This is a genomic window from Gleimia europaea ACS-120-V-Col10b (assembly GCF_000411155.1).
Taxonomy (GTDB): domain Bacteria; phylum Actinomycetota; class Actinomycetes; order Actinomycetales; family Actinomycetaceae; genus Gleimia; species Gleimia europaea_B.
Genome location: NZ_KE150268.1, coordinates 1 through 13,556, shown reverse-complemented (window position 1 = coordinate 13,556; position 13,556 = coordinate 1). Strand labels below are relative to the sequence as shown.

At 56.0% G+C, this 13,556-nt stretch carries 9 protein-coding genes; 5 read left to right on the top strand and 4 right to left on the bottom strand.

The genetic code is table 11. The features are described from left to right. Entirely contained in the window at positions 1-1,917 is a 1,917-nt protein-coding gene (locus HMPREF9238_RS07920; protein WP_016444940.1) for an ABC transporter ATP-binding protein/permease, read from the top strand. A 158-nt stretch (positions 1,918-2,075) separates the two neighbouring features. Here HMPREF9238_RS07920 and ilvC read toward each other — a convergent pair whose 3' ends face one another. From ilvC to HMPREF9238_RS07905, 3 genes are read right to left on the bottom strand one after another with little or no spacing between them, the layout of a single operon-like run. Beyond that, positions 2,076-3,098: a ketol-acid reductoisomerase gene (gene ilvC / locus HMPREF9238_RS07915; RefSeq protein WP_016444939.1), complete on the bottom strand. Its 1,023-nt coding sequence runs from the start codon at positions 3,096-3,098 to the stop codon at positions 2,076-2,078. Then, positions 3,091-3,612 carry an acetolactate synthase small subunit gene (gene ilvN, locus HMPREF9238_RS07910; protein ID WP_016444938.1) on the bottom strand — a complete coding sequence of 174 codons (522 nt, stop codon included), beginning with the start codon at positions 3,610-3,612 and terminating at the stop codon, positions 3,091-3,093. Before ilvN ends, ilvC begins: the two co-directional genes overlap by 8 nt. After that, positions 3,609-5,429 (bottom strand): acetolactate synthase large subunit, encoded by a 1,821-nt coding sequence (locus HMPREF9238_RS07905; RefSeq protein WP_016444937.1) that lies wholly within the window; start codon positions 5,427-5,429, stop codon positions 3,609-3,611. The genes ilvN and HMPREF9238_RS07905 overlap by 4 nt, the downstream gene beginning before the upstream one ends. 419 nt (positions 5,430-5,848) lie before the next feature. On the opposite strand from HMPREF9238_RS07905, the gene HMPREF9238_RS07900 reads away from it, so the two are divergent. Continuing rightward, positions 5,849-7,339: a threonine/serine exporter family protein gene (locus HMPREF9238_RS07900; RefSeq protein WP_016444936.1), complete on the top strand. Its 1,491-nt coding sequence runs from the start codon at positions 5,849-5,851 to the stop codon at positions 7,337-7,339. 242 nt (positions 7,340-7,581) lie between these two features. Then, positions 7,582-9,135 (top strand): aspartate:alanine exchanger family transporter, encoded by a 1,554-nt coding sequence (locus tag HMPREF9238_RS07895; RefSeq protein ID WP_051109840.1) that lies wholly within the window; start codon positions 7,582-7,584, stop codon positions 9,133-9,135. Between the two features lie 381 nt (positions 9,136-9,516). On the opposite strand, the gene rfbB is transcribed toward HMPREF9238_RS07895, so the two are convergent. Continuing rightward, positions 9,517-10,518 (bottom strand): dTDP-glucose 4,6-dehydratase, encoded by a 1,002-nt coding sequence (gene rfbB, locus HMPREF9238_RS07890; protein ID WP_016444934.1) that lies wholly within the window; start codon positions 10,516-10,518, stop codon positions 9,517-9,519. Between the two features lie 538 nt (positions 10,519-11,056). On the opposite strand from rfbB, the gene manA reads away from it, so the two are divergent. Together manA and HMPREF9238_RS07880 are read left to right on the top strand one after the other, a co-directional pair. Continuing rightward, positions 11,057-12,241 carry a mannose-6-phosphate isomerase, class I gene (gene manA, locus HMPREF9238_RS07885; RefSeq protein ID WP_156824474.1) on the top strand — a complete coding sequence of 395 codons (1,185 nt, stop codon included), beginning with the start codon at positions 11,057-11,059 and terminating at the stop codon, positions 12,239-12,241. Positions 12,242-12,326: 85 nt separating this feature from the next. Next, positions 12,327-13,241: a cation diffusion facilitator family transporter gene (locus HMPREF9238_RS07880; RefSeq protein ID WP_016444932.1), complete on the top strand. Its 915-nt coding sequence runs from the start codon at positions 12,327-12,329 to the stop codon at positions 13,239-13,241. Positions 13,242-13,556: the final 315 nt, after the last annotated feature.

Sequence of the window (13,556 nt, the reverse complement as noted above, 5' to 3'; positions counted from 1 at the left end):
ATGGGGCAGTTAGTTCTAAAACAGGTCGATCATACCTACGCTGGCGATTACCCTGTATACGCCCTCAAAGGAATCGATCTAACTATCGACCAAGGCGAGTACGTTGCTCTAATTGGGCCTTCCGGATCAGGAAAATCCACGCTTCTAAATATCCTTGGGCTATTGGGAAAACAGACCGGCGGCTCGTACTTGATCGACGGAGTTGAGACAGGCACACTCAGCGAAACTGAAATGGCAATCCTGCGCGCCAAGACGTTCGGGATTATTTTTCAGTCTTTCCACCTAATGGACAAGCGCTCCGCCATAGAAAACGTTGCCGTAGGAACGCTGTATCAAGGGCTCGATGAGCACGATAGAGAAAACCTTGCCGAGGACGCACTAAAGTTTGCAGATCTTGAGCAATCCATGATGCAGCAGGTGTCCACTCTTTCAGGGGGCCAGCGCCAACGAGTCGCTATTGCGAGGGCGATTACTACCGGGGCACCTGTGATCCTCGCTGATGAGCCCACAGGAAACTTGGACAGTGCCTCTGGCAAAACCGTTATTGAGACGCTGGAGAATTTGAACCGGCGTGGGGCGACCCTGATTGTAGTCACGCATGATGCTTCCATGGCCGAGCGCGCGGATCGAATAATCGCCCTTAAAGATGGGCAAATCATCAGCGATACCCAACGAAGCGATTCGGTAGAATCGCCAGAAGGCTACAGAGATCCCGCTCCGGCTCCCATGCTGAGGCGCAAATACTCGCACGTTCGTAGAAAAGACATGGTTAAAGATGTTTTTTCAGGACTATTTGCACATTTCGCAAGGACAATTTCACTTATTTCTGCAGTTGGTCTGGCGGTTGTGTTTACCCTGTCAACAATAGGGATTGCTACTAGCGCCAAATATCAAGTATCGGAGCTGTTCGATGCGACCTTGAACCGTCGAGTCGCGGTAGTCGCATCCCCCTCGCAATCGGACGCCGCTGCAGACGCCATCCTTGAAGCGGCCAGAGAACCCACTAGCTTGGAACGAGTCCGCGCCGTCGCTGGCGTCGAAAACGCCACTGTTTTCATCCATCATGGTGACGTGGAAGTATCGCCCAGACCAGGACGAGAAGAATCCACTCAACTCGTCTCTATCGTTGATCCAACAACCATCACTGACCAGCTTGAAACCAACGAATATAACGCGGAAAAGCCGTTGAGTAATGAGGAGGTGCTCGTCGGAATCACGGCTGCGAAGAAGATGGGATTAGGACCGATATCGGCTCATCCAGTTATCACCATCGATGGAGTGCCCTACACCGCCGTAGGCATTATTGACTCGGCTGGTCTCCTCGGAGATCTACTCGACTCAGCAGTCATCACGAGCGAGGCGAGTGCCTCCCATGCCTCTCCTGTATGGATAAACCTCGAATTGCGTACCAAACCCGGTGCCGCTGCGCAGGTTGCGGGGCAAGCTCCAATCGCTTGGGTGCCGATAGCTGCGGATAGCCTTTCCGTAAATGCTCCTCCAGATCCTAAGGATCTGCGGGCAAGCGTTGAATCATCCGTCACAGCGATCCTCTTGACGCTAACGGTGGTGTCAGTTGCCGCTGCTGTCATCGCACTCACTGCGGCGATGACCGGCACGGTGCGGCAAAGAACTCACGAGTTCGGGCTTCGCCGCACCATCGGTGCCAGGCGCAAGCACATTTCAAGCATTATTTTGCTCGAGGCTCTAATTGTTTCAGCGATCGGTGGGCTAATTGGTACTGCTCTAGCAATGCTAACCATTCTCGGGGTAACAATCGCCCGAGGGTGGCAACCAATCATCGACCCAATCATGATTCCCGGAGGAATCGCGCTGGCAATCATTGTCGGAGCAACAGGTTCGCTAACCGGGGCGTGGAAGGCAAGTCGAATTACGCCGGCAGAAGCTCTAAGACACTGATTTTTAGCTACGAAAGCTCCGCGCTGTTTACCGCTTCATGCGTGCCACGTATCTGTGAAAGCCAAACAAGGCTCCCCGTTAGTGCCGATTCCTCGGTTGCACTAACGGGGAGCCTTTATGACGTGAATGGTCTAGTTACCGACCAGATATCAGTGGGTCTAGCGCGCTGCGCTTCCCGTGTAGTCTTCGTCCTCATCGGACCAGCCAAATGCCTTACGCAGCTTGCGGCCGGTCTCCTCAATCGGATGAGACTCTTGCTCAGCGCGAAGCTTTAGGAACTCGGGTGCACCCGCGTCCTGATCCGCGATGAAGCGCTTAGCGAAAGAGCCGTCTTGAATATCGGCTAGCACGGCCTTCATGTTTTCCTTAACCTCCGGCGTAATCACGCGCTTTCCGGAGACGTAGTCGCCAAATTCAGCGGTGTCGGAGCAAGACCAGCGCTGCTTCGTCAGCCCGCCCTCATTAATGAGGTCGACGATCAGCTTCATTTCGTGAAGCACCTCGAAGTAGGCGATCTCCGGCTGGTAGCCCGCCTCGGTCAAAACTTCGAAGCCGTACGTGATCAGCTGGGACACGCCGCCACAAAGCACCGACTGCTCACCGAAGAGATCCGTTTCCGTTTCCTCAGCAAACGTGGTCTTAATCGCTCCCGCGCGCGTTCCACCGATCGCCTTTGCATAAGACATCGCGAGATCCCAAGCCTGCCCGGAAGCGTCGGTTTCAACGGCAACGATTACCGGCACTCCCCTGCCCTCTTCGAACTGGCGGCGAACCGTGTGGCCCGGGCCCTTCGGCGCGACCATGCACACGTCGTGGCCCTCGCCGGGGGCAATGTAGCCGAAACGAATGTTGAAACCGTGGGCGAAGAAGAGAGCCGCGCCCTCCTTCATGTTCGGCTCAATCTGCTCGGCGTAAACGGTGCGCTGAACCTGGTCCGGGGTCAGAATCATGACCACGTCAGCATCTTTCACAGCGGATGGGATCGTTGCCACGCGGAGCCCCATCTCTGCGGCCTTCTCCCACGAAGACGAACCTTCGCGCAAGCCAACCGTCACATCTACACCAGAATCACGCAGGTTGAGGGCGTGCGCGTGCCCCTGCGAGCCGTAGCCAATGATTGCTACCTTCTTGCCCTGGATGATCGACAGATCAGCATCATCGTCATAGAAAATTTCAGCCACGATCTTTCTCCTTAAGTTGATCGGTTATGGAGCGTGGACCTCGGGCAATAGCGAGGGCCCCTGATTGGACGATCTCACGAACCCCATACGGGGAAAGAGCCGTGAGAAGCGCGTTTACTTTTTCATTGTCCCCCACAGCCTCAATAATCACAGAGGTTGGGGTTACGTCTACTACATGTGCGCGGAACAGCTCGACGATTTGCAGAACCGCTGTGCGATGCTCGTCGTCCGCATTTACTTTGAACAATACGAGCTGGCGAATCACCGACGGGCCGGCCGAAATATCGACGACCTTCAAGACGTTCACGAGCTTGTTGAGCTGCTTGGTGATCTGCTCGATCGGATGATCCTCGGCGTCGACCACCACCGTGATGCGCGAGATCTCCGCATGCTCCGTTTCACCAACCGCGAGCGAGCGGATGTTGAATGCTCGGCGGGCAAACAGCGAGGCAACTCGCATGAGCACGCCCGGCTTATTCTCGACCAGTACTGAGAGCGTGCGGATCTCGCTCATACGTCTTCCTCCCACTGGGGCGCGATACCGCGCGCGTACTTGATTTCGTCGTTAGACACTCCGGCAGCCACCATCGGCCAGACCATCGCGTCTTTCGACACGCGAAAGTCGATCAATACCGGGCGATCGTTTATGCCCATCGCCCACTCGATAGCCGCGTCGACCTCCTCCGGCTTTCTTACGCGGCGAGCGGCCATGCCGTAAGCGTCCGCGAGTTTCACAAAGTCTGGGATCTGCTCGTCCTCAGTATTTAGGAACGTGTGCGAGTAACGCTGGTTGTAGAACAGGTTCTGCCACTGACGCACCATGCCTAGCACCGAGTTGTTAATAATCGCGACCTTGATCGGAATGTGGTTGATCGTGCAGGTGGCGAGCTCCTGGTTAGTCATCTGGAAGCTACCGTCACCATCGATCGCCCACACCACCCTGTCCGGGTTTCCGACCTTCGCCCCCATCGCCGCGGGCACACAGTACCCCATGGTGCCAAGTCCGCACGAAGAGATGAAGCTACGCGGCCTCTCATACTTAACGAACTGCGCCGCCCACATCTGGTGCTGGCCCACGCCCGTCGTATAGATGGCGTCCGGCCCTACCACTTCGGATAGGCGTTCGAGCACGTACTGAGGGGCCATAGCATCGCCCAGCTCCTCATAGCCCAGCGGGTACGTGTGACGCAGGCGGTTAAGATAGCGCCACCAGCCCGACAGGTTAGTTGCCTCCTCCTCGTACAACGGTTTCGCGGCATCTACTAGCGCCCTCACGGTCAGAGCCAAGTCGCCCACAATCGGGATGTCTGCATAACGGTTCTTTGAGATTTCTGCGGCGTCAATATCGACGTGTACAACCTTTGCGCGCGGGCCGAATGAGTCCAGCTTGCCGGTCACGCGATCATCAAAACGCGCTCCCAAAGACACAATGAGATCCGCCTTTTGCAGCGCACCCACCGCCGCCACGGTTCCGTGCATGCCCGGCATACCCAGGTTATGCGGGTCTGAGTCCGGGAACGCTCCCCTCGCCGGCAGCGTTGTCACCACGGGCACATTCGTCAGCTCAACCAACTTAGCTAGATCATCGCTCGCCCCAGAACGAATCATGCCGCCACCAACGTAGAACACGGGAGCCTCGGCCTCATGAATCGCCTTCGCCGCCTCGCGCACCTGCTTGCTGTGCGGGCGTGACGCCGGATGGTATCCGGGCAGGTCGAGTTTTGGTGGCCACGAAAAATCAAGCATCTCGTTTTGCGCCGATTTTGTTATATCCACGAGGACGGGACCGGGCCGGCCCGAAGACGCCAGGTAGAATGCCTCCGCAATCCTGCTGGGGATATCTTCAGCCTTGGTGACCAGGAACGAATGCTTCGCCAGCGGCATGGACGCACCCACGATGTCGGCTTCCTGGAACGCATCGGTTCCGATAAAGCTCGCTCCGACCTGGCCGGTGATCACGACGATAGGAACCGAATCGAGGTTTGCGTCCGCAAGGGCCGTCAACGTATTCGTTGCCGCAGGGCCGGAGGTAACTACGGCGCAACCAACTTTTCCCGTAGAAATCGCGTAACCCTGGGCCGCGTGCCCCGCCCCCTGCTCGTGGCGAACCAAAATTACGTTCAGCTTCTTCGAGTCAAGAAGCGCGTCATAAACGGGAATAATCGCGCCGCCAGGCATGCCGAAAATATCCGTCACATCCAAGTTTTCAAGACTGCGAACAACCGCGCTCGCTCCACTAATACGCTCCGGTTTAGCCGCATGTTCGCGGCCAAGAGGAGCGTCGAAGCTAGGAAGCGGTTTCCTTGACTTAGATCTTCCCTGTTTCTTCACTTCAGTCTCCCAAGGTTAGGGCGGCAATAAAAAACCCTCGACCTTTTGGGGTGCGAGGGTAAGGCGTGCGGCTTATCTTTATCCAGCAAAGCCCGCACGCCAACGTACAATCACGCGGCGCGAAGAGACAATCTGAATTGAATAAGCCATGGGTACACACTACGCAACTTCAAGATAGAAACGTGAAACTGGCGGTGAACGATCTCAAATAATGGATGTGCCAAGCAGGTATACGTCGATGCCGTTTTACAACACCGAAAACGAAAAAGTAGGGTCTTTTTGAGCTATGAGCGTTGTTTGTAAAACTTCTTGTTACAAGCAGAAACGAAGGTCATATCGACCTTAAGACTGCAGGGATGTGAGCACATTTACGTGCTTCGCGCTTTCTCGACCAGATCGCAAAAAGTAGAATACATAATGTGTCTAGGCAAATATTGCACTTATTTAAGCGCCGCTTTCGCAAAGCCAATACAGGTGTCGAGGCTAGCGGAACAAACGCGGAAAAAGAAGATCCGACACCCATCCCGAAGCCAACCGAAGACGTCATAAGCGCGCTCACAGCGAGCACTACCGACAACGCGGAGGAACTGGCTGAACAACTCGAAATTTTGTCCCTTACAGAAGAAGAAGTCCGGGAAAACCGCATCAGACGCGAACGCCTCGCTTATCAGACGAGTGTTGTAATAAAGCTCGGCAGTATGCTAATGGCTGCTGGAGCCGGCTCCTACCGCGTAAAGGCATCTATGGCTCGTCTAGCACAAGCCATCGGAATCGAAAAGCTCGAAACCCACGCGTCGCTAATGGAGCTTAACACTACTGCTTTCAAAAAAGACACGTTCCGCACGGAGATTATAGAACAGCGTGTTGTCGGAGTTAACGCTGCGCGGATCGATGCCCTTCTACAGTTCACCCGCTCCCTGCGCCCCAACATGTTGGCTGAGGATGCTGACCGCGCGCTTGACGCCATCGCAGCACAACCTCACCTATATTCCCGCCTCCAACTCGCTGTGGCGTCCGGAATCGGTTGTGCTGGTTTCGCATTCTTGAACAAGGGCGGCCTCATCGAATGTTTGGCAGTACTTGTAGCTGCTTTCATTGGCCAATACGTGCGCTCCATGATGCTGGGTAAACGATTCAACCACGTGGCCACCTGGATGGTTTGCTCTGCAATCGCCGCCTCCATATACATTGGCATGGTGTCAGCAATAGTGTCTTTCGGTTTCGCCGATAATACCCACCAGGCAGGCGCGGTATCCGCGATACTTTTCCTCGTACCTGGCTTTCCACTGGTGACAGCGATACTCGACCTTGTACGTCTAGACCTGAATGCGGGTATTACAAGAGGCACCTACGTAGCGATTCTAATGGTTTCCGCAGGCGTATCCGTTTGGGCAGTCACTTTCGTAACCAACTGGTCTGTAAAGCCCAGCACCCCTGAAGTTATCGCTCCGCTACTGCTTTTAGCGCTAAATGCCCTAGCTACCTTTATCGCTGCCACATCATTCGGCGTACTCTTCAATACGCCTTTACCCATCGCCGCAACCGCCGGCCTCGTCAGCGCTCTTCTGAATCCTTTGCGAATACTGCTAGTTTCTCTCGGATATCCAAATCAGGCAATGGTGGGCCTGATGAGTATGCTGGTGGGCCTTTTTGCCGCGCTATTATCCACGAAGGTCGGCTCGTCACGCGTCACACTATCCGTGCCAGCCGTCGTCATCATGATCCCAGGCGTGCCGTTTTACAGGGCCATCACAGCGGTCAACCAAGGTGAAACGCTTACCGCATTCGCCTCGATCGCGGATGTGTCATTTGTTATCCTCGCTATCGGTGTCGGACTCGCTATCTCACGAATGATTACCGATCCGGGGTGGACTTTCGATTCGCCAAAGAAGTCGAAGATCATTCCCTAATTAAAACAACTTCAAATACAACGTAATTTTTCTCTAAAACTTTCATTTCAGTGAGAAGATGTGCTTACCGCTTCGTGCTATGGTTTAGAAAGCGTGAAACGCTAGAACGAAAGTCCGCGATTAAAGACCAGGGGACGCCAAGACAGTCCCAAGGAAACTGAAACCGCCCGGAATGTTTTAGTCAGGAGTACAAGAAAGAATTGGTAACCGTATTCACTTTCTTTGCCGAACAACCAGTCCTTATGCTCTTCATCTTGATTGGCCTGGGCATGCTCGTTGGACACATCAAAATTAAAGGCGTCTCTCTTGGCGCCGCCGCTGTTCTATTCCTAGCGATTTTTGTATCCGCATGGGCAGAAACTCTCGGAGTGGAAATTCGAATTCCTGCTGTGTTTGGTGTCCTTGGCCTCGCCGTTTTTGCATTCGCAATCGGCGTTAACTCTGGCCCCAGCTTCTTCCATAACATCAAGACCGCGCTCGGCCCCATCCTGGCCACTGTCGCCCTATACATTGTTGCCGCGGGAGCCGCATACGGCCTCGGCGTGTACGTGTTCGACATGGACATTGCCCTAGTTGCCGGTACTTTCGCTGGCGCACTCACCAACACGCCTGCACTGGCAGCCGCTGGTCAAGCGTCCGGTGACCCCGGCCTCGCAACCGTTGGCTACTCCATCGCTTACCTATTCGGCGTTATCGGAATGATGATCGCGGCGATGGCCGCTCTTCACGCCGGGAAGAATGACACTGACAAGCCGTCTCCGCTTGCTAACCGCACCATCCGCGTTGAGCGTTCTGACAAGCCCCTGGTTGGCGACATCTACGAAATGATGGGCAAGAAGGTCACCTTCTCGCGCATCAGGCGCGGCGAAACCGGCCCTATCAAGAAGCCGGCCATGTCCGACTCGCTTAACCACGACGACCTCGTAACCGTTGTTGGCCCGCGCGAACTCGTTGCACGCGTTGCAACTGAACTGGGACACGGATCGTCCCACTCGCTCATGGAAGACCGCTCATACCTGGACTTCCGCCGCATAACCGTGTCTGACCCGAAGCTGGCTGGCCGCACTGTTGCCGACCTCGACATGGGCAACAAGTTCTCCGCAACCATCTCGCGTGTTCGCCGCGGCGACATCGACATGGTTGGCGAACCGGGCCTCGTACTTCAGCAGGGCGACCGCGTACGCGTTGTAGCCCCCACCTCGAAGATGCGAGAGATCACGAAGTTCTTCGGTGACTCGGCGCGCGGTCTTTCCGACATCAACCCGGTGGCGCTGGGACTCGGCATGGCGCTCGGCATCGCGCTTGGCGAGTTGCCAATCCTCACCCCGTCCGGCGAATACTTCTCAATCGGATCTGCAGCAGGCACACTGATTGTTGGCTTAATCTTCGGCAAGATCGGGCGTATCGGCAAGGTCGTGACTGCTATTCCCTACACCGCTGCAATGGTGCTCTCTGAGTTCGGCCTCCTCGTCTTCCTCGCCCAGGCAGGCACAGTTGCAGGTGGTCAGATCGGCGAGGCGTTCTCTTCCGGTTCCTGGCTAAACATCCTGATACTCGGTGTGGTGATCACCTCTATCATGGCCGTTGGCTTGTACGTGATTATGAGGTGGATATTCAAGATGGGTGGCACGCAGCTTGCCGGCTTCCTCGGAGGCTCGCAAACCCAGCCTGCGGTGCTCGCATTCGCGAACTCGCGTACCAACTCGGATCCGCGTGTGGCACTTGGCTACGCCCTCATCTATCCAGTTGCGATGATCGGCAAGATCCTCGTTGCGCAGGTTCTGGGCGGTCTCTAAACCGCACCAGCATAAGCGATCGGGCGGGCAGTTCGTTTGAACTGTCCGCCCTTTCTTCTGCACGGGTGTGGAGGTGGCCGTCCCCTCACCCGGTATTCAGACCCAAACTGGCAGAAACCACCCCTAGATTCGCCACTTCCCCTCTGAATACCAACCAGCCGAACCCACCCCCATCAGTATTCAGACCCAAAACACCCAAAACAGGATCCAAAAAAGCCAGTTCCCCTCACGCACCTGATTACAGCACCCCCGCTCACACGATATTCAGACCCAAACTGGCAGAAACCACCCCTCGATTCGCCACTTCCCCTCACGGTCGTTGTAGATGAGGCAGTGGGGGGGGGGCATGCGTACCCATAGTCAGCGTGTTGCCGGAAGTTGTCAGTAGCCGTGCTTGGAGAGACGTTGTTCTGTTGCAGTCTTCATTGGCTCCCACCAGGAGCGGTTCTGCTCGTACCAATGGATAGTTTTAGCTAGCTCGTCCTCGAACCTTAATCGTGCGGGGCGCCACCCAAGTTCCTCGCGAATCCGCTGCGCATCAAGCGCATACCTGCGGTCATGCCCCGGCCTGTCTACAACAAACTCGAGGTCGTCTCGCTCCGCTCCCATAAGAAAGTTAATATACCTAACTACCTCTAAGTTTGAGCGTTGCTGCTCGCCCCCAATCAGGTATGTTCTACCCATCTGCCCGCTCTGAAGGATCCGCCACACGGCCTCGTTATGATCATCGACGTGGATCCAATCGCGAACATTTTGCCCTGTCCCGTAGACGCGCGGGCAGCGGCCGAGGAGGCGCTCCGTTATAGTTCGGGGGATCAGCTTCTCCACGTGCTGGCGCGGCCCAAAGTTGTTCGAGCTGTTAGAAATCGTGGCTGGCAACCCGAATGAACGCACCCAAGCTCGCACCAAATGATCTGCCGCCGCCTTCGAAGCCGAGTAGGGCGAGGAGGGCCGGTACGGGCTGTTCTCCGTGAACTTCTGATCGGCGTTCAGCGGTAAATCTCCGTATACCTCATCTGTTGAAACATGGTGGAGCCGCACGTTGAACTCGCGAGCCGCCTCTAGAAGAATCGCCGTGCCCTCCACGTTCGTGCGCACAAACGACAGTGGGTCCTGCAACGAGTTATCGTTGTGCGATTCCGCCGCAAAGTGAACAACAGCATCGACCTCACGCACCAGGTCGTAAACCGTTTCCCGATTCAAGATGCTATCCACAACGAGCCTGCACATGTTCGGGTAGAGACTCATATCTGCCTCGACAAACTGCTTGCCGCTAGCGTAAGTGAGGGCATCGAGCACCGTGACGCGTGCCCCTCTTGCGAGAGCCAACGATGTGAAGTTAGAGCCGATAAAGCCCGCTCCTCCGGTTACAAGCAAATGCATGTTCCGATTCTCTCACGCCCCTACCGCGATTCAGACCCATAGTGGCTCTTCAGCGCTACTTTTCTGGCACCTCTCCTCACAGATGCCGAGGCTACGTGGCGGCTCTAACGGTATTCAGACCCAAACTGGCAGAAACCACCCCTAGATTCGCCACTTCCCCTCTGAATACCAACCAGCCGAACCCACCCCCATCAGTATTCAGACCCAAAACACCCAAAACAGGATCCAAAAAAGCCAGTTCCCCTCACGCACCTGATTACAGCACCCCCGCTCACACGATATTCAGACCCAAACTGCCAGAAATCACCCCTAGATTCGCCACTTCCCCTCACACACCCTGAACACACAGCAGAGTCTCTCCCCCCTCTCCCCAAGACACGCACCGAAACATGCCGCCCGGATCTTGTGGCCGAAGCACGCTCCCGAACATGCTGGATCAGCGGTGGCACGCGGCGCTCGTAGCCATGGGAAGCTCTGCTAAAACGCGGCGAAACGGGCTTTTCGTTATACTGAATGCCGGTAATGAAAGCGAGTTCGATTGAATCCAACGCCACGTAGAATCTCCGGCTACCCCATGCACTACGACTGGGGTGACGTCCACGCGCTCCACGACTTTTGTGGCACGCCCGCAGACGACAAACCTCTCGCTGAAATCTGGTACGGCACCCATCGCGGCGGGCCGTCAAGGCTGGAAGATGGAACGCTCCTCGAAGACGTTGTCGCACCACGCAGGATAGGCGCCCACGTCGACGGATTCCCCTACCTCGCAAAACTGATCGCCCCCGCTAAGCCTCTCTCCATCCAGGTACACCCATCCATTGAAGAGGCCGAAGCGGGATTCGACCGGGAAAATGAACTCGGCATCCCCTTAGACGCCCCTAACCGCGTGTTTGTGGATCGCAACCACAAGCCGGAGATGCTCCTTGCGCTCACTCCGTGGCGCACGCTAGTTGGTTTTGCACCTGAGTTAGAACTCATCCGATTCAACGAAGAGGTTGCCACCCCACTATCGTTGCACATTGCTAGTCTGATTCGCGAGCAAGGATTGGAACGCCCCGCCGCATCAGCTCTACGCGACGGCTTGAAGCCTCCCATCGAATATGTGGAGGAGTATGCGCGACGATGCACGGCGCTTGCCAGCCACTCCGACCCTGCCATTGCGAAACGCGCTAGCATGCTTGAGTTTGTCCACTCATTCTTTCCCGGACAATCATCGCTGCTTGTGGCCGCGCTCATGAATATCCTCGACCTAGAGCCGGGCCAGGCCCTATTTACGCCCGCAGGAACCATTCACTCGTACCTGTCGGGGGTTGGATTCGAGGTGATGTCTTCCTCTGCGAACACGATCCGCGCTGGTCTCACAAATAAGCACATTGATGTCGAAGGCCTGCTGTCCACCGCAAACTTGCACCCATCGGTTCCCATGCTTGTAGAACCGGTTGAACACCCTGAGTGTGGTAGCCAAGTCCTCACGTATCAACCTGCCGTAGAAGACTTCCGCCTCGATATTGCGGATGCGAGCGACGATGCGCTCCTTGGCACGGCAACGGCTGACACTGTGGTAGTGGCCATCGATGGCGAGGGCCTTGTTAATGATCAGGCCCTCGCGCGAGGTAGCGCAATGTGGATTCCCGCAAATGGCAAGTTCGAGTTGCGTGGCGCCGTAAAAGTCGCCGTAGTTTCCATCGCCGACGGTCCTATAGTCTGGAGCGTCGCACACTAACTGACACTACCCCGGCCACTTCGTACAACCCGCTGACAAAGGCCTACTATAGATGACGTACGGCAAGTAGTATAGGAGATGAACAGTGAGCCACGAGCATAACCACGGAGCAGGCGCACCAACTAACAGGCTTTGGTTTGCGTTTGGAGTCACCGCTACGGTAATGATCGTTGAGGTAATCGGGGCTATCGTGACTTCGAGCCTCGCCGTCCTCGTTGACCTCGGGCACGTGCTAACCGACCTTCTCGGATTAGGAATGGCACTACTCGCCGCGAAGCTCGCGACCAGGCAGGCCAATAAGCAGCGCACCTGGGGTTGGGCGCGTGCCGAAGTGCTCGCCGCCGCGATGCAGGCCATTATCCTCATCGGGGTGGGCGTGTACGCGGTAGCTGAGGCAATCCGCCGCTTCATCATTCCTCCCGAAATCGAGGGCACAGGACTGCTACTGGTTGGAATCGTCGGTTTGCTTGGCAACATCGCCAGCCTGATCGTGCTTTCTGGAGCGCGCGAACACAACCTAAACATGCGCGCCGCATTCCTCGAAGTTTTGAACGACGCCCTTGGATCCGTCGCCGTCATCGCATCAGCCATCATCATTAGCACCACGGGCTGGCACCAGGCGGATTCGATTGCGAGCCTTATTATCGCGGCGCTCATTGTGCCTCGCGCCATTGTCATCTTGCGGTCGGCCGGTCGGATTCTCATGGAGTTCACTCCGAAAGATCTTGATCTCGATGAGGTTCGCAAACACCTACTGAGCTTAGAGCATGTTGTGGACGTGCATGATATGCATGCTTCAACCATCGGTACGGGGCAGACCACCTTCAGCGCACACATCATCCTCTCTGACGAGTGCTTTGCCCACGGGCACGGCCTTGATGTACTACTGAATGCCGAGGAGTGCTTGCGCGAACACCATGGCGTGTCTCTAACGCATACAACGCTACAGTTGGAGCCCGAGGGCTTCCGACACAGTCAAGAAGACGTAGTCCACAAGTAAGGCCGCTCACCCCGCGCCCTCAGTCCCGAGCGATCCGAGAGTTCTCACTTGGGGTTACAACATGCTTGTACGTGCGCCTACCAACCCGTATGAATCGTTCGTGCGCCATCATCAGACTGCCGAGCCGATGGACCCTCTGATAGATCGATCCCGCGTGTGTGTTTTTGGGTGTGTTTTGGGGCCCTCACCGTGTTGGTGGGGCCCCAAAATGTTTTTATGTGTGGTTGCGGTGGTTTCCTACTCTCCCACACCCTACCAGGTGCAGTACCATCGGCGTTCACGGGCTTAGCTTCCAGGTTCGGTATGGAATACTGG

Coding starts and splice junctions, on each gene's coding strand:
- HMPREF9238_RS07920 (WP_016444940.1), top strand. CDS start 1: ATGGGGCAGTTAGTTCTAAAACAGGTCGATCATACCTACGCTGGCGAT.
- rfbB (WP_016444934.1), bottom strand. CDS start 10,518: ATGCATTTGCTTGTAACCGGAGGAGCGGGCTTTATCGGCTCTAACTTC.
- ilvN (WP_016444938.1), bottom strand. CDS start 3,612: ATGAGCGAGATCCGCACGCTCTCAGTACTGGTCGAGAATAAGCCGGGC.
- HMPREF9238_RS07895 (WP_051109840.1), top strand. CDS start 7,582: ATGCTCTTCATCTTGATTGGCCTGGGCATGCTCGTTGGACACATCAAA.